At 72.0% G+C, this 26,537-nt stretch carries 19 protein-coding genes and 1 tRNA gene; 7 read left to right on the top strand and 13 right to left on the bottom strand.

From position 1 onward, the window contains the following. The first annotated feature begins 117 nt into the window (after window positions 1–117). Window positions 118–1,509, top strand: a complete 1,392-nt coding sequence (locus tag CNQ36_RS08970; protein WP_121545592.1) for a lysine N(6)-hydroxylase/L-ornithine N(5)-oxygenase family protein — start codon at window positions 118–120, stop codon at window positions 1,507–1,509. A 24-nt stretch (window positions 1,510–1,533) separates the two neighbouring features. Here CNQ36_RS08970 and CNQ36_RS08965 read toward each other — a convergent pair whose 3' ends face one another. After that, window positions 1,534–3,345: a bifunctional metallophosphatase/5'-nucleotidase gene (locus CNQ36_RS08965; RefSeq protein WP_121545591.1), complete on the bottom strand. Its 1,812-nt coding sequence runs from the start codon at window positions 3,343–3,345 to the stop codon at window positions 1,534–1,536. Window positions 3,346–3,497: 152 nt separating this feature from the next. On the opposite strand from CNQ36_RS08965, the gene CNQ36_RS08960 reads away from it, so the two are divergent. Next, window positions 3,498–4,184 (top strand): SIMPL domain-containing protein, encoded by a 687-nt coding sequence (locus CNQ36_RS08960; protein ID WP_040907453.1) that lies wholly within the window; start codon window positions 3,498–3,500, stop codon window positions 4,182–4,184. Window positions 4,185–4,324: 140 nt separating this feature from the next. Continuing rightward, window positions 4,325–5,785, top strand: coding sequence for a pyruvate kinase (pyk, locus tag CNQ36_RS08955; protein ID WP_121545590.1), 1,461 nt, complete (start codon window positions 4,325–4,327; stop codon window positions 5,783–5,785). Window positions 5,786–5,862: 77 nt separating this feature from the next. Here pyk and CNQ36_RS08950 read toward each other — a convergent pair. Then, window positions 5,863–5,935: transfer RNA gene (locus tag CNQ36_RS08950), tRNA-Leu, on the bottom strand. Window positions 5,936–6,040: 105 nt separating this feature from the next. Between CNQ36_RS08950 and CNQ36_RS08945 the strand changes: the two genes are divergently transcribed. Beyond that, window positions 6,041–6,700 carry an ANTAR domain-containing response regulator gene (locus tag CNQ36_RS08945; protein ID WP_004932510.1) on the top strand — a complete coding sequence of 220 codons (660 nt, stop codon included), beginning with the start codon at window positions 6,041–6,043 and terminating at the stop codon, window positions 6,698–6,700. Between the two features lie 64 nt (window positions 6,701–6,764). Here the strand turns inward: CNQ36_RS08945 and CNQ36_RS08940 are convergent, their stop codons facing one another. The 8 genes from CNQ36_RS08940 to CNQ36_RS08905 all read right to left on the bottom strand — a co-directional run bounded on the left by CNQ36_RS08940 (window position 6,765) and on the right by CNQ36_RS08905 (window position 16,643). After that, window positions 6,765–7,481 (bottom strand): ABC transporter ATP-binding protein, encoded by a 717-nt coding sequence (locus CNQ36_RS08940; protein WP_004932511.1) that lies wholly within the window; start codon window positions 7,479–7,481, stop codon window positions 6,765–6,767. After that, the gene (locus CNQ36_RS08935; protein WP_004932514.1) at window positions 7,478–8,407 is read right to left on the bottom strand and encodes an ABC transporter ATP-binding protein; all 930 of its coding nucleotides are present in this window, start codon (window positions 8,405–8,407) and stop codon (window positions 7,478–7,480) included. The genes CNQ36_RS08940 and CNQ36_RS08935 overlap by 4 nt, the downstream gene beginning before the upstream one ends. Before the next feature lie 5 nt (window positions 8,408–8,412). Continuing rightward, window positions 8,413–10,239 carry a branched-chain amino acid ABC transporter permease gene (locus CNQ36_RS08930; RefSeq protein WP_121545589.1) on the bottom strand — a complete coding sequence of 609 codons (1,827 nt, stop codon included), beginning with the start codon at window positions 10,237–10,239 and terminating at the stop codon, window positions 8,413–8,415. A 5-nt stretch (window positions 10,240–10,244) separates the two neighbouring features. Then, complete coding sequence (locus CNQ36_RS08925) at window positions 10,245–11,177, bottom strand: branched-chain amino acid ABC transporter permease (RefSeq protein WP_121545588.1); 933 nt, start codon at window positions 11,175–11,177, stop codon at window positions 10,245–10,247. A gap of 112 nt (window positions 11,178–11,289) precedes the next feature. Continuing rightward, a complete protein-coding gene (locus CNQ36_RS08920) occupies window positions 11,290–12,525 on the bottom strand; it encodes a branched-chain amino acid ABC transporter substrate-binding protein (protein ID WP_004932522.1) in 1,236 nt (411 codons plus the stop codon). A gap of 288 nt (window positions 12,526–12,813) precedes the next feature. After that, window positions 12,814–13,416, bottom strand: coding sequence for a Tat pathway signal sequence domain protein (locus tag CNQ36_RS35205; RefSeq protein WP_121545587.1), 603 nt, complete (start codon window positions 13,414–13,416; stop codon window positions 12,814–12,816). Between the two features lie 413 nt (window positions 13,417–13,829). Continuing rightward, window positions 13,830–14,312, bottom strand: coding sequence for a PaaI family thioesterase (locus CNQ36_RS08910; protein ID WP_121545586.1), 483 nt, complete (start codon window positions 14,310–14,312; stop codon window positions 13,830–13,832). 51 nt (window positions 14,313–14,363) lie between these two features. After that, the gene (locus CNQ36_RS08905) at window positions 14,364–16,643 is read right to left on the bottom strand and encodes an FdhF/YdeP family oxidoreductase (RefSeq protein WP_121545585.1); all 2,280 of its coding nucleotides are present in this window, start codon (window positions 16,641–16,643) and stop codon (window positions 14,364–14,366) included. A gap of 219 nt (window positions 16,644–16,862) precedes the next feature. On the opposite strand from CNQ36_RS08905, the gene polA reads away from it, so the two are divergent. Both polA and CNQ36_RS08895 read left to right on the top strand, forming a co-directional pair. Then, window positions 16,863–19,589: a DNA polymerase I gene (gene polA / locus CNQ36_RS08900; protein ID WP_121545584.1), complete on the top strand. Its 2,727-nt coding sequence runs from the start codon at window positions 16,863–16,865 to the stop codon at window positions 19,587–19,589. Between the two features lie 251 nt (window positions 19,590–19,840). Further along, window positions 19,841–20,248, top strand: a complete 408-nt coding sequence (locus tag CNQ36_RS08895) for a hypothetical protein (protein ID WP_121545583.1) — start codon at window positions 19,841–19,843, stop codon at window positions 20,246–20,248. On the opposite strand, the gene CNQ36_RS08890 is transcribed toward CNQ36_RS08895, so the two are convergent. Then, the gene (locus CNQ36_RS08890) at window positions 20,172–21,026 is read right to left on the bottom strand and encodes a DUF4184 family protein (RefSeq protein ID WP_121545582.1); all 855 of its coding nucleotides are present in this window, start codon (window positions 21,024–21,026) and stop codon (window positions 20,172–20,174) included. The two genes, CNQ36_RS08895 and CNQ36_RS08890, sit on opposite strands and share 77 nt — an antisense overlap. A gap of 263 nt (window positions 21,027–21,289) precedes the next feature. On the opposite strand from CNQ36_RS08890, the gene CNQ36_RS08885 reads away from it, so the two are divergent. Then, on the top strand, window positions 21,290–23,068 hold the full coding sequence (locus tag CNQ36_RS08885) for a lytic transglycosylase domain-containing protein (protein WP_121545581.1): 1,779 nt from the start codon (window positions 21,290–21,292) through the stop codon (window positions 23,066–23,068). 16 nt (window positions 23,069–23,084) lie between these two features. Here CNQ36_RS08885 and hrpB read toward each other — a convergent pair whose 3' ends face one another. Continuing rightward, a complete protein-coding gene (gene hrpB, locus CNQ36_RS08880; protein ID WP_121545580.1) occupies window positions 23,085–25,601 on the bottom strand; it encodes an ATP-dependent helicase HrpB in 2,517 nt (838 codons plus the stop codon). 4 nt (window positions 25,602–25,605) lie between these two features. Continuing rightward, window positions 25,606–26,451, bottom strand: a complete 846-nt coding sequence (locus CNQ36_RS08875) for a class I SAM-dependent methyltransferase (protein WP_176119518.1) — start codon at window positions 26,449–26,451, stop codon at window positions 25,606–25,608. Window positions 26,452–26,537: the final 86 nt, after the last annotated feature.

Genomic DNA, 26,537 nt, shown 5'->3' with positions numbered 1-26,537 from the left:
CACCCCTCGAAGCGGTACTTACCCCCTTCGAGGGGTGTGGTCCGGGCTTTTCGGACGTGACGGGTCTCTTCCGTACAAGCTGGATCCTCCCCCGCACCGCGCCCCGGAGGACAGCCCATGAGCACGCCGCCCCACGACCTCGTCGGCATCGGCATCGGCCCGTTCAACCTCTCCCTCGCCGCGCTCGCCCACCCCCTGCCGGGGCTCCGCGCCGCCTTCTACGACCAGAAGCCCCACTTCACCTGGCACCCCGGTCTGCTGCTCGACGACGCCACCCTCCAAGTGCCGTTCCTCGCCGACCTGGTCACCCTCGCCGACCCCACCAGCCCCTGGACCTTCCTCAACCACCTCAGGGCGCGCGAACGCCTCTACCCGTTCTACTTCGCCGAGTCCTTCCACATCCGCCGCACCGAGTTCGACGCCTACTGCCGCTGGGTCGCCGACCGTCTTCCCGCCCTCCACTTCGGGCACCGCGTCGACAGCGTCGGCTGGGACCCGGAGCGCGCCCTGTTCGAGGTCGGTTTCACCCGGCTCGGCCCCCGGGGGAGCGGCGGGACCCCGGGCCCGGTCCACGCCCGCCACCTCGTCCTCGGCGTCGGCACCGAGCCCCGGGTGCCCGAGCCGCTGCGGCCCCTCGCCGACGCGCCCGGCGTCCCCGTGATCCATTCCGACGACTACCTCACCCACCGGGACACCCTGCTCGCCGCGGGCCACATCACCGTCGTCGGCACCGGGCAGTCCGGCGCGGAGATCTTCCTCGACGTGCTGCGCCACCGGCCCGCCGGCCGGGAACGCCTGCACTGGATCGGCCGCACCGGGGCGTTCGCCCCGATGGAGTACTCCAAGATCGGCCTGGAGCACTTCACCCCCGACCACACCCGCTACTTCCACGCCCTGCCCGAACCCGTGCGCGACCGGCTCGTCCCCGCCCAGTGGCAGCTCCACAAGGCCGTGGACGCCGCCACCCTCGCCGCCGTCCACGACGAGCTCTACCGGCGCACCCTGGACGGCGGCTGGCCCGACACCGTCCTGACCCCCGCCGTCCACGTCCACGCCGCCGGCCGCCCCGGCCCCGGCCGGATCGAGCTCCACCTCGAGCACACCGTGCAGGGCACCCGCACGCGCCTCACCACCGACGCCGTCGTCCTCGCCACCGGCCACCGCGGACGCCCCCTCGACGACCTGCTCGCCCCCCTCGACCCGTATCTGCGCCGCGACCGCGCCGGCCGGCCCCGCGTCGACGCGCACTACCGCCTCGCCCTGGACCCGGCCGTCTCCGGCGGGATCTACGTGCAGAACGCCGAGCTCCACACCCACGGCGTCGGCGCACCCGACCTCGGCCTCGCCGCCTGGCGCAGCGCCACCATCCTCAACCACCTCACCGGCGGACCGGCCTACCCCCTGCCCGCCCGCACCGCCTTCACCACCTTCGGCCTGCGCCCCGGAACACCACAGGTCCCGCCCGCCCGGCAAGCCGCACGGCTCACCCCACTGGCGGACGGGACCTGAGTCACCGGTACGCGAAGGCGGCGGTCAGAACACCGGGGTGCCCTCCCGCGTCAGCCTCCAGTCGACCGACGCGAAGTCCGCGGGGTCCAGCACGCCCTTCGCCGTCACCCACTCCGCGATCCGGGTGCGGATCTCCGTGGACTCCGCCCACAGCTCCTTCGCCGACGCCACGTGCGGGAACGCGCCGCCGCCGTTCGCCCGGTAGTTGTTCACCGCGAACACGAACTGCTGGGCGTCGTCCAGCGGCGCACCGCCGTAGGTGACGTTCGTGATCCTCGACCCGGCCGGCTGCGCGATGTCGATGTCGTACCCGAGCCCGGACACGTAGTCGTAGTTGTAGTCCGGACGGCCGCCCGCGTTCGTCAGCTTCGCCACGTCCACCGGCGCACCGGCCGCGGTCTGCGCGAAGTACTCCGCCGAGTACTCCAGGTACGCCCGGATCTGCGCGCCCGTCATCAGCTTCGCCACCAGCGTGTTGTCGTACACGTACAGGCTCGACAGGTCCCGGATGGTCACCTCGCCCGCCGGGATCTCGGACGTCCGGGAGAACGGCGACGCCTGCGACAGCACCGGCAGCGAGGCGTACGCGGTGCCCGCCAGCGCGGCCCTGACCACGTCCTCCTGCACCTTGCTGATCAGGTCGATGATCGGCGCGTCCTTGTAGCGGGCCTCCGCCGTCGTCAGCGTCTCGGTCGCCGACCCCACCACCTGGTTGACGTACTCCACCACCCGCGCGTGCTCGTCGCGCAGCAGCCGGGTGATCCTCGGGTCGTCCTCCACCGTCGCCGCGTCGCGCAGCGAGGCCTTCACCGACTCGACCCGCCAGCGGCCCCGCTCGAGGACCAGCTCGAAGTCGAACAGCGTCAGCCGCTCCGCGTAGCACAGCGGCTCCGACAGCACGACCTCCCGGCCCGTCGTGTCGTTGACGACCCGCAGCTCCGCGATCTCCTGGTGCGCGTGCCCCACCAGGATCGCGTCGATCCCCGGCACCTGCCGCGCCACGTTCGCCGCCGCGTTCTCCACGTACGGCAGCTGGTCACCGTACGACGACGTCCCCGACGACCCCGAGTGCGCCGACACCACCACCACGTCCGCGCCCATCGACCGCAGCTTCGGCACCCACTTCGCCGCCTGCTCCTCCAGCCCCGGGAACGTCAGCTTCCCCTGCACGTACGCCTTGTCCCAGATCGCGATACCGGGGTTCGTCAGCCCCAGCACCGCCACCTTCACCGGGGGGCCGCCCTTCACGTGGAACGTCTTGACGAAGTAGGGCGGGAAGGCCGGCTTCAGCGTCTTCGCGTCCAGCGCGTTCGCGCCCAGCAGCGGGAAGTCGCACTGCTCCTCGAACTTCCGCAGCGTCTCGATGCCGTAGTTGAACTCGTGGTTGCCGAGCGCCACCGCGTCGTAGCCGATGGCGTTCATCGCCTGCGCCATCGGATGCACCGGACCGCCCTCGGCGGTGATCGGGTCCACCTTGGCGAAGTAGTACGTCAGCGGGGTGCCCTGGATGGTGTCGCCCGCGTCCAGCAGCAGGGTGTTGCGCCGGCCCTTCTCCGCGCGGACCCGGTCCACCAGCGTCGACACCCGTGCCAGACCCTGCGCGTTGCCGGCCGTGTCCGTGTACTCGGCGTCCTTGAAGTAGTCCCAGTTGAAGACGTGGCCGTGCAGATCGGTGGTCCCCATCACGGTCAGCGCGTACCGCTTCACCGGCTTCCCTCCCCGTCCCGCCCCGGCTGCACCGGCCGCCTCCGCCGCGGGAGCCGCCGCACCCGCCAGCGCCACCCCCGCCCCGGTGACGGCGGACCTCTTCAGAAACTTCCGGCGGTTCAACGGCATGTCAGGCTCTCCTCGGACAACGACGAACAACGCGCGTAGATTCGCCCGATGATTCTGACCTGAACACGCCGACGCGGAACAGACCCGCCAGGTTGCGATCCGGTGTCCGCAGACCGTCCCGCCCCCGCGCGACCGGTGCCACAGTGGGAGGTATGACCACCCCACACCCCTACGGCACCCCCGGCGCACCCCATCTCACCGTCCGCGGCGAGGCCCACCTGGAAGCGGCCCCCGACCTCGCCCGCATCGCCGTCACCCTCACCGCGCGCGGCCGCGACCGGCGCTCCACCCTCGACGACCTCACCCGCCGCAACGCCGCCGCCCTGGAGCTGCTCAAGTCCTGCGGCGACGCCGTCGAGCACCTCGAGACCGGAGCCCTGACCGTCACCCCGGAACTGAGCGCGCACGGCCGCGGCGAACGGGTCCGCGCCCACCACGGGGCGGTCCATCTCACCGCCGAGCTCGGCGACTTCACCGCCCTGGGCGAACTCGCCACCCGACTGGCCGATCTGGAGCTCACCCGCGTCGACGGCCCCTGGTGGACCCTGCGCCCCGGCTCCCCGGCCCACCGGGAGGCACGGCAGCAGGCGGTGCACGACGCCCTGCGGCGGGCCCGCGAGTACGCCGAGGCGCTCGGCACCGAGCTCGCCGCCCTCATCGAGCTCGGCGACACCGGGACCATGCCCGAACAGCCCGAGCCCTTCGCCCGGACCCGCTCCATGGCCTTCGCCGCCGCCACCGAGGACGCCGGCCCGGCGCCGCTCGACCTCGAACCCCGGCGACAGCGGATCCATGCCGAGGTCACCGCCCGCTTCACCCTCCGGCCGCCCCGTCTGTAGAACCGGTCCTCGAGCCCGACCTGCTCATCGGAGCGGCCCGGCGCACAATTCAACACTTGTCAACAACCCTTCATCCGCAGGCCGTTGAGTCGTCACACGCGGCCAAGTCGCTACCGGTCGGTAAGCTCTAGGCTCGACACATGCGCCGAGCGAAGATCGTCTGCACACTGGGCCCCGCCACCGACACGTACGACCGGATCAAGGCACTGGTCGACGCGGGAATGGACGTCGCCCGATTCAACCTCAGCCACGGCGAGCACGCCGAGCACGAGGAGCGCTACCGGCGGGTGCGGAAGGCCGCCGACGAGACCGGTCGCAGCGTCGGCCTGCTCGCCGACCTTCAAGGCCCGAAAATCCGCCTGGGCCGCTTCGCCGAGGGTCCGGTACTCCTTGAACGCGGCGACAGCTTCACCATCACCGTCGAGGAGGGAGCCGAGGGCGACCGCACCGTCTGCGGCACCACCTACGCAGGCCTCGCCACCGACGTCACCGCGGGCGAGCGCATCCTCGTCGACGACGGCAAGGTCACCCTCGAGGTCACCGGCGTGGACGGTCCCCGCGTCCGCACCACCGTCGTCGAGGGCGGCATGGTCTCCGACCACAAGGGCCTCAACCTCCCCGGCGTCGCCGTCTCCGTCCCCGCCCTGTCCAAGAAGGACGAGGACGACCTGCGCTGGGCGCTGCGCACCGGGTTCGACGTCATCGCCCTCTCCTTCGTCCGCAGCGGCCGCGACATCAAGGACGTCCACCGCATCATGGACGAGGAGGGCCGCCGCCTCCCCGTGATCGCCAAGGTGGAGAAGCCCCAGGCCGTCGAGAACATCGACGACATCGTCGCCGCCTTCGACGGCATCATGGTCGCCCGCGGAGACCTCGGCGTCGAGATGCCCCTCGAGCAGGTGCCGATCGTCCAGAAGCGCGCCATCAAGCTGGCCAGGCGCAACGCCAAGCCGGTCATCGTCGCCACCCAGATGCTCGACTCGATGATCGACAACGCCCGTCCGACCCGTGCCGAGGCCTCGGACGTCGCCAACGCCGTCATCGACGGCACCGACGCCGTGATGCTCTCCGGCGAGACCAGCGTCGGCAAGCACGCCGTCGAGACGGTGCGCACCATGGCCCGCATCGTGGAGGCCGCCGAGGAGGACATCCTCGCCAAGGGCCTGCCGCCCCTCACCGAGCGCAACAAGCCCCGCACCCAGGGCGGAGCGGTCGCCCGCGCCGCCGCGGAGATGGGCGACTTCCTCGGCGCGAAGTTCCTGGTCGCCTTCACGCAGTCCGGCGACACCGCCCGGCGTCTGTCCCGCTACCGCTCGCCGATCCCGCTCCTGGCGTTCACCCCCGACCCGGCCACCCGCTCCCAGCTGAGCCTCACCTGGGGAGTGGAGACCTTCCTCGGCCCGCACGTGGACTCCACCGACGCGATGGTCGACCAGGTCGACGACCTGCTCCTGAGGTACGCACGCTGCGAGAAGGGCGACACGGTCGTCATCACGGCCGGTTCCCCGCCCGGAGTCTCCGGTTCCACGAACCTCGTCCGCGTCCACCACATCGGGGAGGACGACAGCACCGGGGGTTCGGGCCGGGGCGCGCACGCCTGACGCGCGGTACGGAGGGGATGTTCACCGCATTGGTGGACATCCACCCTCAAATGGTGACCTTGGATACAAAGGAAAAGTACCCCGGGTCGGATTCGAACCGACGCTGGATGGTGTTTGAGACCATTGCCTCTACCGCTGGGCTACCGGGGCGCCCTGCAAAACGAAGGTCGACGGTCACCCGCCGTGCCCCCACCTTACCGTAGCTGGGTACGCTCTTGTCAGCAGTACCGGTCTGCCCCGCACCAAGGAGCCCACGTGAGCGCCCCCGAGTCGCCCCAGCCTGTAGACGTGCCCGACGACGACAAGTCGCACGTGCCTCCGATGACGACCCGCGTCGTGATCGCCGAGGACGAGGCCCTGATCCGGCTCGACCTCAAAGAGATGCTGGAGGAGGAGGGGTACTCCGTCGTCGGTGAGGCCGGCGACGGCGAGCAGGCGGTGGAGCTGGCCCGGGAGCACCGTCCCGACCTGGTCATCCTCGACGTGAAGATGCCGAAGCTGGACGGCATCTCCGCCGCGGAGAAGATCGCCGAGGAGAGCATCGCCCCCGTGCTGATGCTGACCGCGTTCTCCCAGCGCGACCTGGTGGAGCGGGCGCGGGACGCGGGCGCGATGGCGTACCTGGTGAAGCCGTTCAGCAAGAGCGACGTGGTGCCCGCGATCGAGATGGCGGTGTCGCGCTTCACGGAGCTCAAGGAGCTGGAGCGCGAGGTCGCGGACCTGAGCCTGCGGCTGGAGACGCGGAAGCTGGTGGACCGGGCGAAGTCGGTGCTGCAGACGCAGTACGGACTCTCCGAGCCTGCCGCGTTCCGGTGGATCCAGAAGACGTCGATGGACCGGCGGATGTCCATGCAGCAGGTGGCGCAGGCCGTCATCGACGACGCCGAGGAGAAGAAGGCGTCGAAGGGTCAGTGACGGACCGGCCACGGCGAGAGGCCCGCACCCCCGGGAAGGGGGTGCGGGCCTCTCGCCGTGCGGCTCAGTCCTCGCCGAGGTAGGCCTTGCGGACCGACTCGTCGTGCAGCAGGTCCTGCCCGCTGCCGGAGAGCACGATGTTGCCGACCTCCATGACGTGGCCGTGGTCGGCCAGGGAGAGCGCGGCCTGGGCGTTCTGCTCGACGAGCAGGATGGTGGTGCCCTCGGCCTTCAGCTCCGCGATGGTCGCCATGATCTTCTGCATCATGATCGGCGAGAGGCCCATGGAGGGCTCGTCGAGCATGAGCAGCTGGGGGCGGGACATGAGGGCCCTGCCCATGGCGAGCATCTGCTGCTCACCGCCGGAGAGGGTTCCGGCGGCCTGCTTGCGGCGTTCCCCGAGGATGGGGAAGAGGTCGTAGGCGCGCTGGATGTCCTGCTCGATGCCGGCCTTGTCGCTGCGCAGGAACGCGCCGAGACGGAGATTGTCCTCGATGGTCATCCGGGGGAAGATGTGCCGCCCCTCGGGGGAGTGGGCGAGCCCGAGGGAGACGATCTTGTGGGCGGGGATCTTCTTGAGCGACCTGCCGTTGAACTTGATCTGGCCGCCGACCGGCTTGAGGAGCCCGGACAGGGTGCGCAGGGTGGTGGTCTTGCCGGCGCCGTTGGTGCCGATGAGGGTGACCACTTCGCCGGCTTCGACGCTGAACGAGATGCCCTTGACGGCCTGGATCTTGCCGTAGGCGACTTTGAGGTCCTCGACTTCGAGGAGTGCGGTCATCGGTCGTTCTCCTTGCCGGGCGCGGCGTCCGTGGCGGCGTCTGCCCCGGCCGCGGATTCGGCCGCCGCCTCGGCGGCCTCGACTTCGGCGGCTTCGGCGGCGCCGGGGTCGTTGTCCATGGGCTCGCCGATGTAGGCGGCGATGACGCGCTCGTCGCCCTGGACGGTGGCCGGGTCGCCCTCGATGAGCTTCTGGCCCTGCACGAGGACGGCGACGCGGTCGCAGAGGTTGAAGATGAATCGCATGTCGTGCTCGATCACGAGGACGGCGATGCCCTGGTCGCGGATGGCGAAGATGAGTTCCTCGGCCGCCCGGGTCTCCTGCGGGTTCATGCCCGCGGTGGGCTCGTCGAGGAGCAGCAGGCCGGGCTCGCTGGCGAGGGCGCGGGCGATCTCCAGCTTGCGCTGCTCACCGTAGGGGAGGTTGCGCGCGAGGTGGTCGGCCTTGGCGTCGAGACCGACGAACTCCAGGAGTTCCATGGCCCGTGCGCGGGAGGCCGCCTCGGCCCTGTGGAAGCCGGGGCCGCGCAGGATGGCGGACCAGAAGCCTTCCTTGGTGCGGGTGTGACGGCCGACGAGAACGTTCTCGAGAACGGTCATGTTGGCGAAGAGGCGGATGTTCTGGAACGTCCGGGCGATACCGGCGGCGGTGACCTTGAAGGACTTGGGCGGCAGCACCTTGTCCTTGTAGCGGACCTCGCCCTCGGTGGGGATGTAGAGACCGGTGAGGCAGTTGAAGAAGGTGGTCTTGCCGGCGCCGTTGGGGCCGATGAGGCCGACGATCTCGCCGCTGTTGACGGTGAGGTCGACGTCGCGGACGGCGGTGAGGCCGCCGAAGCGCATGGTGACGCCGCGTGCGTCGAGGACGGTGGTACCGGGGGCGGGTGCGCCCGGTGCGGTGTCCTTGGTGGTGGTGTCGGTGGTCATGGTGGTCAGGCCCCTGTCTTGCTCAGGACTGTGGGCGCTTCGGCCTCTTCGTGGAACTCCAGTTGGCGGCGCCGGTTGGGGATGAGGCCCTCGGGGCGGAAGCGCATCAGCAGGACGAGTGCGAGTCCGAAGGCGAGGAGCTGGTAGTCGCCGAGGAACTGGAGCTTGTTGGGGATCAGGAAGAGCAGCGCGGCCCCGATGAGGGGTCCGGCGATGGTGCCCATGCCGCCGAGGACGACCGCGGCGAGCAGGAAGGCGGAGTTGGGCGGGGTGGTGCCGGCGAACAGGTACTGCTCGGGCGTCACGGTGTAGGTGACGTGTGCCTGCACGGTGCCGGCGAGGCCGGCGAGGGTGGCGCCGACGGCGAAGGCGATGAGCTTGACCCGGAAGCCGTGGATGCCCATGGCCTCGGCCGCCGTCTCGTCCTCGCGGATGGCGACCCAGGCGCGGCCGATGCGGGAGTCGCCGCTGCGCCGGAAGACGAGGACGACGACGGCCGTGATGAGCAGCATCAGGAAGAAGTAGTTGGCGAACCGGCCGATGGTGAAGCCGGCGATGTCGTGCGGGACCCCGAGGTCGAAGCCGAGGATGTTCAGGTCCGGGATCGAGGCGATGCCGTTGGAGCCGTTGGTGAGGTCGGGTCCGGAGGTGCCGTCGGTGTTGTTGGCGGCGATACGGAAGATCTCACCGAAGCCGAGGGTGACGATGGCGAGGTAGTCGCCGCGCAGCCGCAGGGTCGGGGCACCGATGAGGACGCCGAAGACGAGGGAGGCGACGGCTCCGACGATGACGGCGGCCCAGAACGGGAAGTGGACGCCGAAGGGCGAGCTGGGGGAGCCGGAGACGAGCGCGGCGGCGTAGGCGCCGACGCCGAGGAAGGCGACGTAGCCGAGGTCGAGCAGACCGGCGAGGCCGACGACGATGTTCAGACCGAGGGCGACCGTGGCGAAGATGAGGATGTAGACGCCGAGGGTGGCGTACTGGTCGTCGGTCTGGGTGAAGGGGAAGCAGGCCGCCGCGATGAAGGCGCCGCAGACGGTGATGTTGGTGTGCCGTGCGGTGATCTGGGACGCGTGGGCGACCAGGCCGGCGCCGTTGAGCGCGGCGAACGCGAAGCCGGCGGTGATGAGGAAGCCGATGAAGAGTTCGTCGTACTCGGTGCCGATGCCGTAGGTGAAGACGACGAGGGCGAGTGCCAGGACGGCCACGATGATCAGGATCTCGGCGTACGACGGCAGGGCGCGCACCGGGCGCGGGCTGCCGGAGGCGAACGCGGCCCGGACGGTGGCCCAGCGGTGGCCGGCCTGGTGCCTGAAAAGCTCCCAGCCGGTGGCGTCGGGGTCGATCGGGTCGGGTTCGGGCCGCTCGAAGGGGAGGGCGAGGGCGCCGAGGAGGGCGATCAGGGTGGCCGCGGCGACGACGTAGCCGCCGGGTTCCAGGTTGACGAGGCCGCCGAGCTTGAAGCTGATCGCGAGGATCGTGTACCAGGCGGTGACGAAGGTGCCGAGGACGGCGTACTTGAGGGCCGCGTCGGCGCCGGCGGGGGTGAGCCAGCCGAGTCCCTTGACGCCGTAGGAAGAGAGGGCGAACAGGGTGGCGAGGGCGCCGCCGACGAGGACGAGGACCTGGAGTCCGCCGGGGTAGCCGTAGAAGGTGAGGTCGCCGGGGAATTCGTCGGTCCAGGTCCAGGCGAGGAACGTGGAGACGACGGCGAGGATGCTGCCGCCGGTGGCGAGGGCCCTGCCGATGTGCGGGGGTATGCCGATGAGGCCGGTGGAGGCGTTCTCGGTGGGAGCGGCCGCGGGGGTCGCGGCGGTGGTCTGTGTGGTCATCGGAGTCACGCCCTGTCCGCAACGCGTTCGCCGAGCAGGCCCTGTGGCCTGAACAGCAGCACGAGGATGAGGAGGATGAAGGCCCAGACGTCGGCCCAGGACTGGCTGCCGAACTTGTCCAGGCCGGGGATGTCGGCGATGTAGGCGGTGGCCAGGGTCTCGGCCACGCCGAGGACCACGCCGCCGATCATGGCGCCGTAGATGTTGCCGATGCCGCCGAGGACCGCCGCGGTGAAGGCCTTGAGGCCGAGGATGAAGCCCATCTTGAAGTCGATCTGGCCGTACTTGAGGCCGCTCGCGACTCCTCCGATGGCGGCGAAGACGGCGCCGAGGGCGAACGCGATCACGATGATGCGGTCGGTGTTGACACCCATGAGCTTGGCGGTGTCCGGGTCCTGCGCGGTGGCCTGCATGCCGCGTCCGGTCCGGGTGCGCATCACGAAGTACGCGAGGAAGCCCATGCTGATGGGGGCGGCGACGAGCAGGAAGATGTCACCGGTCTGGATGGTGGCGCCGCCGATGCTGAAGGGCCCGCCCTCGATCTGGGGGAAGGGCAGCTTGGACTTCGCCTCGGGGTAGAAGGCCCAGACGGCCTGCTGCAGCGCGAGGGAGAGGCCGATGGCCGTGATGAGCGGAGCCAGACGGGGCGCGCCACGCAGGGGGCGGTAGGCGAACCGTTCCGCTCCGATGGCGACCAGGACCGAGACGATCACGGCGCCGAGCAGCATCAGGGGGAGTGCCACCCAGATGGAGGTGCCGTCGGGCAAGATGTACAGATGCACGGTCAGGGCGCCGAAGGCGCCGACCATGAAGATCTCGCCGTGGGCGAAGTTGATGAGCTGGACGATGCCATAGACCATTGTGTAGCCGATGGCGACAAGGCCGTACATGGATCCCAGTAGCAGGCCGTTGACCAGCTGCTGCGGCAGTTCGTTCACCGCATGTCCTCCGAGCTTCGGAACGTTCGACGGATGGGGCCGGATGCGAGTCCGCGCGGGACGCCAGTGGAACAGCGCCCCGCGCGGCTCGTGGGAGTGGTGCGGGCGGTGGTCAGCCGGTGAAGGTGCCGGACTTCACGGTGGCCCAGTTGCCGTCCTTGACCGAGTACACGGTGAGCTGCTTGTTGGTGGCGTCACCGAACTCGTCGAAGGAGACCTTGCCGGTCACTCCGTCGAAGGAGACGTTCTGCATGGCGTCGACGACCTTGGAGCGGGCGTCGTCGGGGAGCTTGCCGTCGTTGTCCTCGACGACCTTCTTGACGGCCTCGATGATCGCCCAGGCGGAGTCGTAGGAGTAGCCGCCGTAGGCCTCGAAGGCCTCCTTGTACCCGGCGTCCTTGTAGTTGGCGACGAATTCCTTGGCGGAGGGGAGCTCCTCGACGGGCGCGCCGACGGAGGTGGCGAGGTCGCCGGCGCCGGCCGCGCCGGACAGCTTGATGAAGTCGGCGCTGTAGATGCCGTCACCGCCGACCAGCGGGATCTTGGCGCCGGCTTCCTTGATCTGCTTGCTCAGGGGACCGGCCTGCGGGTACTCGCCGCCGTAGTAGACGACGTCGGCGCCGGACTGCTTGACCTTGGTGGCGACGGCGTTGAAGTCCTTGCTGTCGGGGTTGATGTGCTCGGTGCCGACGACCTTGCCGCCGAGCTTCTTGAACTCCTCGGTGAAGGTGGCGGCGAGACCGGCGCCGTAGGTCTTCTTGTCGTCGATGACGAAGACCTTTTTCTTCTTGGCGTCGTTGTAGACGTACTGCGCGGCGAACGGGCCCTGGATGGCGTCCGTGGTCGCGGTGCGGAAGTACGACTTGTACGGCCGGGTCTTCTCCTTCTGCCAGTTCACGCCCTGGGTGAGGGCGGGGTTGGTGTTGGCGGGGGAGACCTCGACCAGCTTGGCGGTGTCGAAGACCTTCTGCATGGACTCGCCGACGGAGGAGTTCAGCGGGCCGACGACACCGAGGACGTCCTTGTTGGCGACGAGCTTGGTGGCGTTCTGCTGGCCGACGGAGGCCTGTCCCTGGTCGTCGAGGGCCTCGATCTTGAAGGTGACGCCCTCGACGTACTTCTCCTTGTTGGCGGTCTTGGCCGCGAGGTCCACGGAGTTCTTGATACCGAGGCCCAGCGCGGAAAGGTCGCCGGTCAGCGGCGCGTCGACGCCGATGATCACGGTGGTGCCACCGTTGCCGGCGTCCGAGCTGCCGCCGCCGTCCTCGTCGCGTGAGCCGCAGGCCGTGAGGGTGAGCGCACCCGCCGCCAGGGCGGCGGTGATGGCGATGAGCGAACGTTGACGCACGATCCAGTCCTTTCCCCTGACAGCCGCCTCCCGGTGGAAACGGCCGAGTCGAGCGCTGGGCCGAAGTGAGAATCAGGCGGCGCGGTGACTGGCCGTGACTCTAAGCGTGGGTGGGGAATGCGGAGGAGACTCTGGCCAAGGCTGTGACGCTCTTGTTATGACACGACGTATTGCAGAGCGGTACTGAGTGGGGGGAAGAGCAGAATTCTCGCCGTTTTGCCCTGTCCGGATGCTGAGAAACCGCAGGACCCGGAGGGGTCGGTTCAGGTGTGTCGGCGGTTTTGGTCGTTACCGTTTTTCGTTGCTGCAGGCTACTTCCAGGGCCCGGGAGAGGTCCCGTGCGTACGGCGTCCCGAGGATGAAGCTGTGCACCTCTATTGCGCGCGGATTACGCAGTGTTACGTCCAGGAAAGGGAGTCCGGCATTCCGCGGCACTTTTCCGCATTCCGTCACCCGCATGGTGATGGTGATCTTGCGGGGGGATCCAACTCTTGTCCGGAAAGGGGTAGGTGGGCTGGACGTTACGGACATCCCCGCGTACGGCTGGGATATCCGGGTGACGGTTACCGGAGGGCCGGATTCCGTGGTCATCTCCACCGTGAAGGTGAAGCTCCGCGACGCGGTGCTCGCGCCCGTGGCCTGCGCGTTCAGGTAATCGATGGCGGTCACCTGACTCGGGTACGGCGGGTCGGGCGGCGGCTCGGGACGGGGCCGGGTGGCGTAGAGGTAGCCGCCGCCGGCGAGTACGGCGACGGCGAGGAGTCCGCCGAGCGCCGCCCTGCGGTGCCGCTCGAAGTGCCCCGCGGGGCACGTGCGTCGGGTGCGGGCGGCGGGGAAGGCGTCCAGGGCGTGCGAGCCCTCTCCCGGCTCGACGGGGCCGACTCCGCTCACCGCCGGGGCCTCCCGCCGGGCCCGCCGGCGCGGGCCTCGCGTCCCTCACTGTCTGTCAACCGACCGGCTACGACGGCTTCTTGACGTCCGGCGGCCCGAGCGGAACGGATCGCCTCCTGCGACCGGCGGCCGACACGTTCCGCGCACGGCTCCGCGTCGCACGTCACCCGGGGCGACCATGGGGCGGCGGTACCGCTCATCGCGGCCGACGGGCCACGTCCCCGCGCGTGGCCGGAAAACGCCGTGCCGTACCCGGTCACCGCCGGGCCCCCGGCGCGGCCGGACAGGGCACGACGGACGCCCCCGCGCACGCCCGAGAGGTGCCGTCCCGTCGCATGCCCCGAACGCTAGAGCGCCGGCCGGCCGGAGGCAATGGGGGTGCGGGGTGCGGGACCCCGCACTCCCAACGGCCTTCAGCCGGCGGCCTGTTCCCCGTCGCCGGGCCGGACGTCCCGCAGCAGGCAGGTCAGCCGCGCGGTGCACACCCGCTTGTCCGCCCCGTCGGTGATGACGATCTCGTACGTCGCCGTCGACCGCCCCCGGTGCACCGGCGTGGCGACGCCGGTGACCAGACCGGAACGGACGCCGCGGTGATGCGTGCAGTTGAGGTCGACACCGACCGCGATCCTGGAGCTGCCGCCGTGCAGCATCGCGCCCACCGACCCCAGCGTCTCCGCCAGCACCGCCGAGGCGCCGCCGTGCAGCAGCCCGTACGGCTGGGTGTTGCCCTCCACCGGCATCGTCCCGACGACCCGCTCCGCCGACGCCTCCAGGATCTGCACGCCCATGCGCGTGCCCAGATGGCCCGCGGAGAACAGCGCCGGCAGGTCCACGCCGAGCGCGGCGTACTCGTCTATGACCTCCTGCGGGAACTTCACCTGCTGCTGCTCGCCCATGGACCCGGCTCCATTCGTCGTGCGTCGGTGCGCTGTCTGCTGAGCGAACGCTCAGTCGGTCGCCGATTGTTCCAGACGCACCACGACGGACTTGCTGGCCGGGGTGTTGCTGGTGTCCGCGGTGGCGTCCAGCGGCACCAGCACGTTGGTCTCCGGGTAGTACGCCGCAGCACAGCCCCGCGCCGTCGGGTAGTGCACGACGCGGAAGCCCCGGGCCCGGCGCTCCACGCCGTCCTTCCACTCGCCGACCAGATCGACGTAGGAGCCGTCCGCGAGCGCCAGCGCCCGCGCGTCCTCCGGGTTCACCAGCACCACGCGGCGGCCGTTCCTGATCCCGCGGTAGCGGTCGTCCAGACCGTAGATCGTGGTGTTGTACTGGTCGTGCGAGCGCAACGTCTGCAGCAGCAGCCGGCCCTCCGGCAGCTCCGGGTACTCCACCGGCGCGGCGGTGAAGTTGGCCTTCCCGGTGGCGGTGGGGAAGCGGCGCTCGTCGCGCGGGGCGTGGGGGAGCGCGAACCCCTCGGGGCGGGCCACACGCGCGTTGAAGTCCTCGAAGCCGGGTACCACCCGCGCGATGCGGTCGCGGATCGTGGCGTAGTCCTTCTCGAACTCCTCCCACGGCACCGTGTTGTCCGCGCCGAGGACGCGCCGGGCCAGCCGGCACACGATGGCCGGCTCGGACAGCAGCCGCGGGCTCGCCGGTTCGAGCCGGCCGCGCGAGGCGTGCACCATGCCCATGGAGTCCTCGACCGTCACGAACTGCTCGCCGCCGCCCTGCAGATCGCGCTCGGTACGGCCCAGCGTCGGCAGGATCAGGGCGCGCGCTCCCGTGACGGTGTGCGAGCGGTTCAGCTTGGTCGACACGTGCACCGTCAGCCGGGCCCGCCGCATCGCCGCCTCGGTGACCTCCGTGTCGGGGGAGGCCGAGACGAAGTTGCCGCCCATCGCGAAGAACACCTTGGCCTTCCCGTCGCGCAGCGCGCGGATGGCCCGTACGACGTCGTAGCCGTGCTCGCGCGGCGGCGCGAAGCCGAACTCCTTCCCCAGGGCGTCCAGGAAGGCCGGCGCGGGCCGCTCGAAGATGCCCATGGTGCGGTCGCCCTGCACGTTGGAGTGGCCGCGCACCGGGCAGACGCCCGCGCCCGGGCGCCCTATGTTGCCGCGCAGCAGGAGGAAGTTGACGACCTCGCGGATCATGGGCACGGAGTGCTTGTGCTGGGTGAGTCCCATCGCCCAGCACACGATGGTGCGCTCCGACGCGAGGACCATCTCCAGGCACCGCTCGATGTCCGCGCGCGTGAGGCCGGTCGCGGTGAGCGTCTCCGCCCAGTCTGCGGCGCCCGCGGCCTTCGCGAACTCCTCGTAGCCGTGGGTGTGTTCGCGTACGAACTCCTCGTCGACCGCGCCGGGCGACTCCAGGATCAGCTTGTTGAGGAGACGGAACAGGGCCTGGTCGCCGCCGATGCGGATCTGCAGGAACAGATCGGTCAGGGCGGCGCCGGCGGTGAGCCCCTTGGCGGTCTGCGGGTTCTTGAACCGCTCCAGGCCCGCCTCGGGCAGCGGGTTGACGCTGATGATCCGCGCGCCGTTCGCCTTGGCCTTCTCCAGCGCGGACAGCATGCGCGGATGGTTCGTACCGGGGTTCTGGCCCGCGACGATGATCAGATCGGCCTTGTACAGGTCCTCCAGCAGCACGCTGCCCTTGCCGACGCCGATCGTCTCCGACAGGGCCGAGCCGGAGGACTCGTGGCACATGTTGGAACAGTCGGGCAGGTTGTTGGTGCCGAGCTGCCGCGCGAAGAGCTGGTAGAGGAAGGCGGCCTCGTTGCTGGTGCGGCCGGAGGTGTAGAAGACGGCCTCGTCGGGGGAGCCGAGGGCGGCGATCTCCTCGCCGACGATGTCGAACGCCCGCTCCCAGGTCACCGGCTCGTAGTGCTCCCCGCCCTCGGGGAGGTACATGGGGTGCGTCAGCCGGCCCTGCTGGCCCAGCCAGTAACCGCTGCGGCCGGCCAGATCGGCGACCGGGTGCGCGGCGAAGAAGTCCGGGGTGACCCGGCGCAGGGTGGCCTCCTCGGCGACCGCCTTCGCGCCGTTCTCGCAGAACTCCGCGCGGTGCCGGTGCTCCGGCTCCGGCCAGGCGCAGCCCGGGCAGTCGAAGCCGTCCTTCTGGTTCACGCTGAGCAGGGTGAGCGCCGTGCGCTTCACGCCCATCTGCTGCTGCGCCATCCGCAGGGTGTGGCCCACCGCCGTGAGCCCCGCAGCCGCGTGCTTCGGCCCGCCGACCTGCGGCGCGTCCTGAACCGGATCGCCCTTGGGCGGCTTCGTTGCCATCACGCACTCCTGTCCACGCACACGTGTGAGATACGCCTCCGATCCTCCCACGCCGTCTCGACTCAGCCCGTCCGGCGTTCGAGGACCAGGCCCGCAGGGCCGGAGGGGGTCGGGGGCGCAGCCCCCGGGGACGGGAACGGGAAGGGGCGGAGGGGGCGAATCCGTGCCGCCGGACGCGGCCGGAACAGACTGTCAGTGCCACGTGGCAGGATCGGACACGTGGCAGACACAGCATCGAAGAAGACCGACCGGACCGCCGGCGCCCCCCGCCCACGCCTGATGCTCATGGACGGGCACTCCCTCGCGTACCGCGCGTTCTTCGCGCTGCCCGCGGAGAACTTCACCACCGCGACGGGCCAGCCGACGAACGCGATCTACGGCTTCGCGTCGATGCTGGCCAACACGCTCCGTGACGAGTCCCCCACCCACTTCGCCGTCGCCTTCGACGTCTCCCGCAAGACCTGGCGCTCGGAGGAGTTCACCGAGTACAAGGCGAACCGCTCCAAGACCCCCGACGAGTTCAAGGGCCAGGTCGAGCTGATCGGCGAGCTCCTCGACGCGATGCACGCCCAGCGCTTCGCCGTCGAGGGCTTCGAGGCGGACGACGTCATCGCCACCCTCGCCACCCAGGCCGAGGCCGAGGGCTTCGAGGTGCTGATCGTCACCGGCGACCGCGACTCCTTCCAGCTGGTCTCCGAGCACACCACGGTGCTGTACCCGACCAAGGGCGTCTCCGAGCTGACCCGGTTCACCCCGGAGAAGGTCTTCGAGAAGTACGGTCTGACACCCGCGCAGTACCCCGACTTCGCCGCACTGCGCGGCGACCCCTCGGACAACCTGCCCGGCATCCCCGGCGTCGGCGAGAAGACCGCCGCGAAGTGGATCAACCAGTTCGGTTCCTTCGCCGAGCTGGTCGAGCGCGTCGACGAGGTCAAGGGCAAGGCCGGGCAGAACCTGCGCGACCACCTGGAGTCCGTGAAGCTCAACCGCCGCCTCACCGAGCTGGAGCGCCGGGTCGAGCTGTCCCAGGGCGTCCTCGCCCTGGAGCGCGCCGCCTACGACCGCAAGGCCGTGGCGATGATCCTGGACACCCTGGAGATCAGGAACCCGTCCCTGCGCGAGCGGCTGTTCGCCGTCGACCCGGGCGCCGAGGAGGCCGAGGCCACCCCGGTCGTCACGGAGGGCGTGGAGCTGGACGGCACCGTGCTGGGCACCGGCGAGCTGACCGCCTGGCTCGGCGAGCACGGCACCGGCCCCCTCGGGATCGCCACCGTCGGGACCTGGGCGCTCGGCACGGGCTCCGTCGCCGAGATCGCGCTGGCCACGGCCGCCGGACCGGCCGCCTGGTTCGACCCGTCCGAGCTGGACGAGGCCGACGAGCGGGCGCTCACCGCCTGGCTGGCCGACCCGGAGCGCCCCAAGGTGTTCCACAACGCCAAGGGCGCGATGCGGGTCTTCGCCGAGCACGGCTGGACCATCGAGGGCGTCACCATGGACACCGCGCTCGCCGCGTACCTGGTGAAGCCGGGCCGCCGCTCCTTCGACCTGGACGCGCTGTCCCTGGAGTACCTGCACCGCGAGCTGGCGCCCGCCGCCGCGCCCGACGGCCAGCTGGCCTTCGGCGCGGACGACGGCGCGGAGGCCGAGGCGCTGATGGTGCAGGCCCGCGCCATCCTCGACCTGGGCGAGGCCTTCGAGGGCCGCCTCGCGGAGGTGGGCGCGGCGGATCTGCTCCGCGACATGGAGCTGCCCACGTCCGCGCTGCTGGCCCGCATGGAGCGGCACGGCATCGCGGCCGACCGGGAGCACCTCCAGGCGATGGAGCAGATGTTCGCGGGCGCCGTGCAGCAGGCGGTGAAGGAGGCGCACGCGGCGGCGGGGCACGAGTTCAACCTGGGCTCGCCGAAGCAGCTCCAGGAGGTCCTCTTCGGTGAGCTGGCCCTGCCGAAGACGAAGAAGACGAAGACCGGCTACACCACGGACGCCGACGCCCTGGCCTGGCTCGCGACGCAGACGGACAACGAACTGCCGGTGATCATGCTGCGCCACCGTGAGCAGGCGAAGCTGCGGGTCACCGTCGAGGGCCTGATCAAGACGATCGCCGCGGACGGCCGCATCCACACCACGTTCAACCAGACGGTCGCCGCGACGGGCCGGCTCTCCTCCACCGACCCCAACCTGCAGAACATCCCGGTCCGCACGGACGAGGGCCGTGCGATCCGCCGGGGCTTCGTGGTCGGCGAGGGCTTCGAGTCGCTCCTCACCGCCGACTACAGCCAGATCGAACTGCGCGTGATGGCCCACCTCTCCGAGGACGCGGGCCTGACCGAGGCGTTCACCTCGGGTGAGGACCTGCACACCACGGCGGCCGCGCAGGTGTTCTCGGTCGAGCAGTCCGCGGTGGACGCGGAGATGCGCCGCAAGATCAAGGCGATGTCGTACGGCCTGGCGTACGGGCTGTCGGCCTTCGGCCTCTCCCAGCAGCTCAACATCGAGGCGGCGGAGGCGCGCGCCCTGATGGACGCGTACTTCGAGCGCTTCGGCGGCGTACGGGACTATCTGCGCCGGGTGGTCGACGAAGCGCGGGCCACGGGTTACACGGCGACCCTCTTCGGCCGCCGTCGCTACCTCCCCGACCTCAACAGCGACAACCGCCAGCGTCGCGAGGCGGCGGAGCGCATGGCGCTGAACGCGCCGATCCAGGGCACGGCGGCGGACATCGTCAAGATCGCCATGCTGAACGTGGACCGCGCCCTGCGCGAGGCGGACCTGCGCTCCCGCATGCTCCTCCAGGTCCACGACGAAATCGTCCTGGAACTCGCCCCCGGCGAGCGCGCCGCGGTGGAGGACCTGGTCCGCCGCGAAATGTCCACCGCCGTCGAACTCCGGGTCCCCCTGGGCGTCTCGGTGGGCGCGGGCCCCGACTGGGAATCCGCAGCCCACTGACCAAAGGGCGGGGAGCCACCCCTCCCCGCCCCACCTCCACCGATACCCGCCGGGCAGCCTCGGGGAGCCCCCCGCCCCCGTGCGGCCCGCCGCCCATATCCGCCGCAACGGCGAGCACCAAGGACGGGCCCGCCCCGGCGGTGCCGAACCGGCCGGGGCCCGGGGGCTTCGCCCCGGTGCCGGCGGGGGCTTCACTCGCGTGGCCCTCGCAGAAGCGCCGCCGTCCCGCCGGGAGGGACACCATGCGAGGCATGGGTATACGCATGCTTCACCGCAGCGCGGCACCCCCGCGGACCGGCACCGACGGACCCACCCCCGGGGCGTCCGAGCCGGTTCCGGTCTTCGCGGCCGCCGCAAGCACCGCCCGCATCCCCGCCACCCTCGCGACCGCCCTGCGGAGCGCCACGGCGAACCTCCGCCGGCGCGTCACCGGCCCCGCCCCCGCGGCCCGCCGGGACGAGCAGCCACCCTGGCGGCTGTGGGCCGAGCTGACCCGCGCCTACCTCACCCTCGTGCTCACCCTGCTGCCCCGCCCCCGCCCGGTCCGCACCGTCACCGTGTTCGTCGCGGCCGGGGACACCCTCAGGGTGCGGCCGTACGGCTCGGCCGCCGCGTATCCGCACCCGCCGGGACCTCCGTGGCCGGACGCCAAACCCTGACGGCCACCGCGTACAGCGGCAGCGCGAGCGCGAGCCCCGCGCCCGCGCCGAAGCACACGGTCGGAATCAGTTCCCAGGGCTTCGCGGTCGCGCCCCAGTAGGCCCACCACCGTGAGGCCCGGTGCCCCGCCCCCACCGCCGCGCAGCCCCCGAGCAGCGCGAGGGCCCACCACCGGTCCCCGCGGGACAGCACCGGCACCCCCGCCGGCCCGGCGCCGGCCGGCGCCCGGCGCAGCGCCCGCGCCGCGAACACCGCGATCACGACCGCGGCCACCGCGGAACCGCCGTACTGCAGGTACCAGTACAGCGGAGACCCGGCCACCTCCTCGCCCAGCACGGGGAACACCCGCATCCCCCACCGGTCGAGATGCGTGAACGCGTCCCACACCACGTGCGTCAACGCCCCCAGCACCGCGGAGACGTACCAGCGCGCCACCAGCGACGCCCGCACCCGCGCCCGCGGCGCACCGCACCTCAGGAGCACCGCCACCCGCCCCTGCCGGGCCCGGGGCAACAGCGCCACCAGCGGTTCCCGCACCAGCAGCCACAGCCCCACCAGCGCCCAGGCGATGAGCACATCGACCGTGAACACCCCCGGGAACCCGTGGGTGACGTCGCCGAACTCCATCGCCCCCGACAGGACACTCGCCGCGTAATAGGTCATGTCGGGAGCAAAGCTGCCCGCGACCAGCACGGCGGGCACCAGCGGGCCCCGCCCGCTCCCGTCCGTGCGCACGGCGGGCAGCACCGCCGCCGCGTGGCTCAGCGTGAACGGCAACTCGGCTCCTCGTGGCAGCGGTTGACCGGCCCGGCCGGCCGCGATGATCGACAGGCCTCAGTATGCGCGACGCCGAACGTGGTCAACCGGTGAAAATGGGGCATGAACGGGTGTCCGGGCAAAGGAAGTTGTCGTAGGGTCGCGAGGGTCGTCGCGCCGGATGTCCGCGAGAGGGCAACCGGCGGGGCGGGTGGATCGTCACAACAGGGCGAACACAACACACGTTGACGGACGTCACGGCGTCCACGGGAGGGGCTCACTCCATGGCGGCGCATTTCGGCAGGAGGCTGTACAAGGGCGCGGCGACCACCGCGGTGGCCGCACTGGCCGTGGCGGCCCTGTCCGCGTCCCAGGCCCCGGGCGTGACGGCCGACGGCCCGGACAGACAGTCCGCCGCCGATGCCACGCCCTCGCCCGAGACCGCCGAGGGCTCCGGAGCGACCGGCAACTCCCCCTACTACACGGACCTGCCGCCGCTCAACAGCCCCAACCCCTCCCCGTCCGCGAGCACCGGCACGGACACGTCCGGTGTGTCGGAGGCCGGCATACCCGCGACCGTCCTCGACGCCTACAAGAAGGCCGAGGCCTCGCTGCGCGAGAAGAAGCCCGGCTGCAACCTGCCCTGGCAACTCCTCGCCGCCATCGGCAAGGTGGAGTCGGGCCAGGCCCGCGGCGGACGCGTCAGCGCCGACGGCACCACCCTCTCGCCCATCCTCGGCCCCCAGCTCGACGGCAACGGCTTCGCCCTCATCAAGGACACCGACAACGGCGCCTACGACGGCAACAGCAGCTACGACCAGGCCGTCGGCCCCATGCAGTTCATCCCCTCCACCTGGGAGTGGGCGGGCCGCGACGGCAACGGCGACGGCCGCGAGGACCCCAACAACATCTACGACGCCGCCCTCGCCGCCGGCCACTACCTGTGCCGCTTCGACTGGGACCTGTCCGACCAGCGCGACCTCGACAGGGCGATCCTCAGCTACAACAACTCGACGGAGTACCTGAACACCGTCCTGTCGTGGCTGGAGTACTACCGCAAGGGCACCCACGAGATCCCGGACGGCACGGGCACGCTGCCGGCGGACCGCAGCGACACCACGGTGCGTCCCACGCCGACCTACCCCTCCTCCCCGTCCACGCCGGGCACGTCGCCCGAGCCCGGCCGCACGCCCGGCAAGCCGTCCGGCGCAGCCCCGAGCCCCAAGCCGCCGGCCGACCCGGGCAGCGGCACCCCGACCACCCCGCCCGGCACCACTCCGCCCACCCCCACCGACACGGTGGACCACCTGGAGGACGCCGGCACCGCGAAGCTCACCGCGATGGCGGGCGACACCTTCGGCGAGCGGCTCCGCGCCCGCGCCGAGACGGACGCCGGCAAGGCGGTGGCCAAGGTGCGGATCCGCTTCACCGTCGTCGGCGACACCGACACCACCTTCAGCGGCGGCGAGAGCGTCGCCACCGTCGTCACCGACAGCTCGGGCGTCGCCGTGGCTCCCGCGCTCCAGGCGGGCGAGAAGACCGGCCCCGTCGCCGTCCGGGCCACCGTGGCCGGCCGCACGGTCAAGGGCGTCGCCTACAAGGCGACCGTCACCGAGCGCGCCGCCGACACCCTCGTCCGCACCGGCGACAAGGCGCTCACCTGCGTCCCGGGCGGCGAGTTCGCGGACCCGGTCGAGCTGAAGGCCACCTACGAGGGCGCGGCCGCCGACAAGGTCGCCGCCACCGCCACGCTCGTCACCTCGGCCGACGACCCGGCGGTGAACGACAAGGGCCCCTACTTCAAGGACGCCGACGGCAACGCCGTCCGCACCCTCGGCGGCCTGCGGACGGACGCGAACGGCCTGCTGAAGCTGCCGCAGCTCTACGCGGACGACACCGCCGGCACGTTCCTGCTCCGCGTCACCACCGCGGGCGGGGCGACCCTTACCGTCGAACTGACCGTGGCGGCGGCCGAGACGGAGTCCCCGGCCCCGTCCGCCGAACCGGCCCCGTCCGCCGAACCGTCGGCGTCCGCCGAACCGTCGGCGAGCCCCACCGCCTGAGCGGAACCGGAACGGATCACCGCCTGAGCCGCGCGCTGGTGTGCCGGGTCGGCTCGGCGGTGGCCGGATCCTCCGGCCAGGGGTGCTTGGGGTAGCGGCCGCGCAGTTCGGCCCGTACGCCCCGGTAGCCGTCCCGCCAGAAGGACGCCAGGTCCGCGGTGACGGCGGCGGGCCGCCCGGCCGGGGAGAGCAGATGCACCAGCAGCGGCACCCCGGCCACCCGCGGTGACTCCTGCAGCCCGAACATCTCCTGGAGCTTCACGGCGAGCACCGGCCGCTCCGGGTCCGAGTAGTCGATCCGGATCCCGGACCCGCTCGGTACGGTGATCCGCTCCGGGGCGAGCTCGTCGAGCCGCGCGGCCTCCCCGGAGGCCCAGGGCAGCAGCCGCCCGAGCGCCTGGCCGGCGTCGATCCGCGCGAGGTCGGCCCGCCGCCGGGCACGCCCCAGCTCCGGCTCCAGCCACTCGTCCACCCGCGCGTGCAGCGCCCCGTCGGACACGTCGGGCCACGGCTCACCGAGCCGGCCGTGCAGGAACGCCAGCCGCTGCCGCAGCGCGACCGCCCCGGCCGGCCACCGCAGCAGACCGAACCCCTCCCGCCGCAGCCCGTCCAGCAGCGCGTCCCGTACGAGCGAGGGGCCGGCGTCGGCGAGCGGCCGCACGGCCAGCTCCACCGACCCGAGCCGCTCGACCCGCCGCGCGACGACGTCCCCGTCGGCCCAGCGCACCTCGTCACGGCGCTCCAGCAGCGCGCCCGCCGCGAGCCGGGCGGTGCCCTCGTCGACAGCGGCCCCGAGCAGCACGCGCGCGTGCCCCCGTCCCACCGGCCGGTCGGCCACGGCGACGGCGACCCACTCGGCCCCCCGCAGCCCGGAACCCGCCCCCGCCTCGGCCCGGGGCCCGCCCACCATCAGCAGCGACCCCTCGACGGCCCGGGCGACCCGCTCGGGAAACGCCGACGCGACGACCAGCCCGACCCGTTCGTCCTCCCCGCGCGCGTCCGGCGCCGGGTTCCCGGCTCCGCCGGAGGGCTCCGGCACCAGACGGCGCAGACGGCGGACCTCCGTGCGCCAGCGCGCGGCGTACGCGTCACGGCCGCGCCGGGCGGCCCGCAGCGCGCCGGCGAGGTCGTCGCCGTAGTCGCGCGGGGGCTCCTCCGAGAGCAGGGCGACCGTCTCGGCGGCGAGGTCCGCGCCCGCCACCGGGGCCGCGTCCAGCAGGGCGCGGCCCAGCCGGGGGTGCAGGCCCAGACGGGCCAGCCGCGCACCCCGCCCGGTGGCCCGCCCGTCGGGCTCCACCGCGCCGATCGCCGTCAGAACGGCCCGGGCCGCGGACATCGCGCCGGCCGGCGGCGGATCCAGCAGGGCCAGTCCGGAGGCGTCCGGATCGCCCCAGCAGGCCGCCTGGAGCGCGAACGCCGTCAGGTCGGCCACCTTGATCTCGGGGGACGGGAAGGACGGCAGCCGCGCGTCCTCCGCTTCCGCCCAGCACCGGTACACCGCGCCCGGCGCCTCACGCCCGGCCCGTCCCGCCCGCTGCCGTCCCGCCGCGCGGGAGGCCCGTACCGTCGTCAGCGCGCTCAGCCCGCGCGCGTGGTCCACCCGCGGCTCCCGCGCGAGCCCGGAGTCCACGACGACCCGCACGCCGGGAACCGTCAGCGACGACTCCGCCACCGAGGTCGCCAGCACCACCCGGCGCCGTTCCCCGGCGGACAGCACCGCGTCCTGCGCGGCCGCCGGCGCCCGCCCGTGCACCTGGAGCACCTCGGTCCCGCCGAGGTCCCCGAGCTGCCCGGCCACCCGGGCGATCTCCCCGACGCCGGGCAGGAACGCGAGCACGTCGCCGTCCCGCTCGGCCAGCGCCCGCCGCACCACCGACGCCACATGCGTCAGCAGCGCCGGGTCGACCCGCATCCCGTGCGGCGGCCGTACCGCACGCGGGGGAGGGGCCCACACCGTCTCCACCGGGTACGCGGCGCCGCGCGCCTCCACCACCGGCGCGTCCCCCAGCAGCCGTGCCCAGCCCCGCGCGTCCGTCGTCGCCGACGCGGCCACCAGCCGCAGGTCGGGGCGGAGCGTCTCGCGCACGTCCCACAGGAACGCCGCGGCCGTGTCCGCGTCCAGATGCCGCTCGTGACACTCGTCGAGCACCACCACGTCCACCCCGGCGAGCTCCTGGTCGCGCTGCAGGCGCTGGAGGAGCACACCGGTCGTGACGACCTCCACGCGCGTGTGCGGCCCCACCGCCCGCTGCCCGCGCACCGTGAAGCCGACCGTCCCGCCGGCCCGCTCGCCCAGCAGCCACGCCATCCGGCGGGCCGCCGCGCGGGCCGCGATCCGCCGCGGCTCGGCGACCACCACGCGCCGCGCGGGGGAGTCCCCGAGCAGTCCGGCCAGCGCCAGCGGCACCAGCGTCGTCTTGCCGGTGCCGGGCGGCGCCACCAGCACCGCGGTGCCGTGCGCGTCGAGCGCGCCCGTCAGCCCGGGCAGGGCGTCGCGTACCGGGAGGGAGTCGAGCGCGTCATGACGGATCACGTACTCAGTCCCGCACGCACACGAAGACCGCCGTTCCCGGGATCAGGCCGCCGCGCAGCGGGGACCAGCCGCCCCACTCGGAGGTGTTCCAGGCCGGCCACTCCGGCTCCACCAGGTCCACCAGCCGGAACCCGGAGGCGACGACGTCCCGGACCCGGTCCCCGACCGTCCTGTGGTGCTCCACGTACACCGCGCGGCCCCGCTCGTCCTGCTCCACGTAGGGCGTGCGGTCGAAGTACGACGCGGACACGCTCAGTCCCTCGGGGCCGGGCTCGTCGGGGAACGCCCAGCGGATCGGGTGCGTCACCGAGAAGACCAGCCGGCCGCCCGGCCGGAGCACCCGCCGCACCTCGCGCAGCACCAGCCGGGGATCGGCCACGAAGGGCAGTGCCCCGTACGCCGAGCAGGCCAGGTCGAAGGAACCGTCCGCGAACGGCAGCGCGCCCGCGTCGGCGCACACGAGCGGGAACGGCCCGCCGATCCGCAGCGCGTGCTGCAGCTGCCGGTGCGAGATGTCCAGCGCCACCGGACGCGCCCCCTGGGCGGCCAGCCACCGGGAGCACTGCGCCGCGCCGGCGCCCAGCTCCAGTACGTCCCGCCCTTTCAGCTCCTCCGGCGGGCCGAGCAGCTCGGCCTCCACCTCGTCCAGCCCCTCGGGGCCCCACACGAAACGGTCGTCGCCGAGGAAGGTGCCGTGCTCGATCTGGTACTCGTCCGCGTTCCGGTCCCACCAGCCACGATTGGCGTGGGAGCTCTCGGTGACACCGGCCTGCCGCCGGGTCGCCTCCGGTTCGGGCGCTTCGGGCTCTTGGATGATCGGCTCCCTCGTCGTACTCTTCCGTCCAACCAGCCGGTCCCGGGCGTGTCGCGGAAGGGGCTCACCGCCCCTGCGTGGCCTCGGATGACGGGAATTGTGCCGGTTATGCGGCGATCCGC

Origin of the sequence: Streptomyces fungicidicus, from assembly GCF_003665435.1 — a bacterium.
GTDB lineage: Bacteria > Actinomycetota > Actinomycetes > Streptomycetales > Streptomycetaceae > Streptomyces > Streptomyces fungicidicus.
The sequence above is the reverse complement of the archived record's forward strand: the minus strand, read 5'-3'. Positions and strand labels throughout refer to the sequence as shown.

What these genes read in the sequence shown, in the direction of transcription:
- CNQ36_RS08895 (WP_121545583.1), top strand. Translation starts at nt 19,841, where the DNA reads ATGGGTATACGCATGCTTCACCGCAGCGCGGCACCCCCGCGGACCGGC.
- pyk (WP_121545590.1), top strand. Translation starts at nt 4,325, where the DNA reads ATGCGCCGAGCGAAGATCGTCTGCACACTGGGCCCCGCCACCGACACG.
- CNQ36_RS08905 (WP_121545585.1), bottom strand. Translation starts at nt 16,643, where the DNA reads ATGGCAACGAAGCCGCCCAAGGGCGATCCGGTTCAGGACGCGCCGCAG.
- CNQ36_RS08970 (WP_121545592.1), top strand. Translation starts at nt 118, where the DNA reads ATGAGCACGCCGCCCCACGACCTCGTCGGCATCGGCATCGGCCCGTTC.
- CNQ36_RS08885 (WP_121545581.1), top strand. Translation starts at nt 21,290, where the DNA reads ATGGCGGCGCATTTCGGCAGGAGGCTGTACAAGGGCGCGGCGACCACC.
- CNQ36_RS08960 (WP_040907453.1), top strand. Translation starts at nt 3,498, where the DNA reads ATGACCACCCCACACCCCTACGGCACCCCCGGCGCACCCCATCTCACC.
- CNQ36_RS08930 (WP_121545589.1), bottom strand. Translation starts at nt 10,239, where the DNA reads ATGACCACACAGACCACCGCCGCGACCCCCGCGGCCGCTCCCACCGAG.
- CNQ36_RS08965 (WP_121545591.1), bottom strand. Translation starts at nt 3,345, where the DNA reads ATGCCGTTGAACCGCCGGAAGTTTCTGAAGAGGTCCGCCGTCACCGGG.
- CNQ36_RS08935 (WP_004932514.1), bottom strand. Translation starts at nt 8,407, where the DNA reads ATGACCACCGACACCACCACCAAGGACACCGCACCGGGCGCACCCGCC.
- CNQ36_RS08940 (WP_004932511.1), bottom strand. Translation starts at nt 7,481, where the DNA reads ATGACCGCACTCCTCGAAGTCGAGGACCTCAAAGTCGCCTACGGCAAG.
- CNQ36_RS08910 (WP_121545586.1), bottom strand. Translation starts at nt 14,312, where the DNA reads ATGGGCGAGCAGCAGCAGGTGAAGTTCCCGCAGGAGGTCATAGACGAG.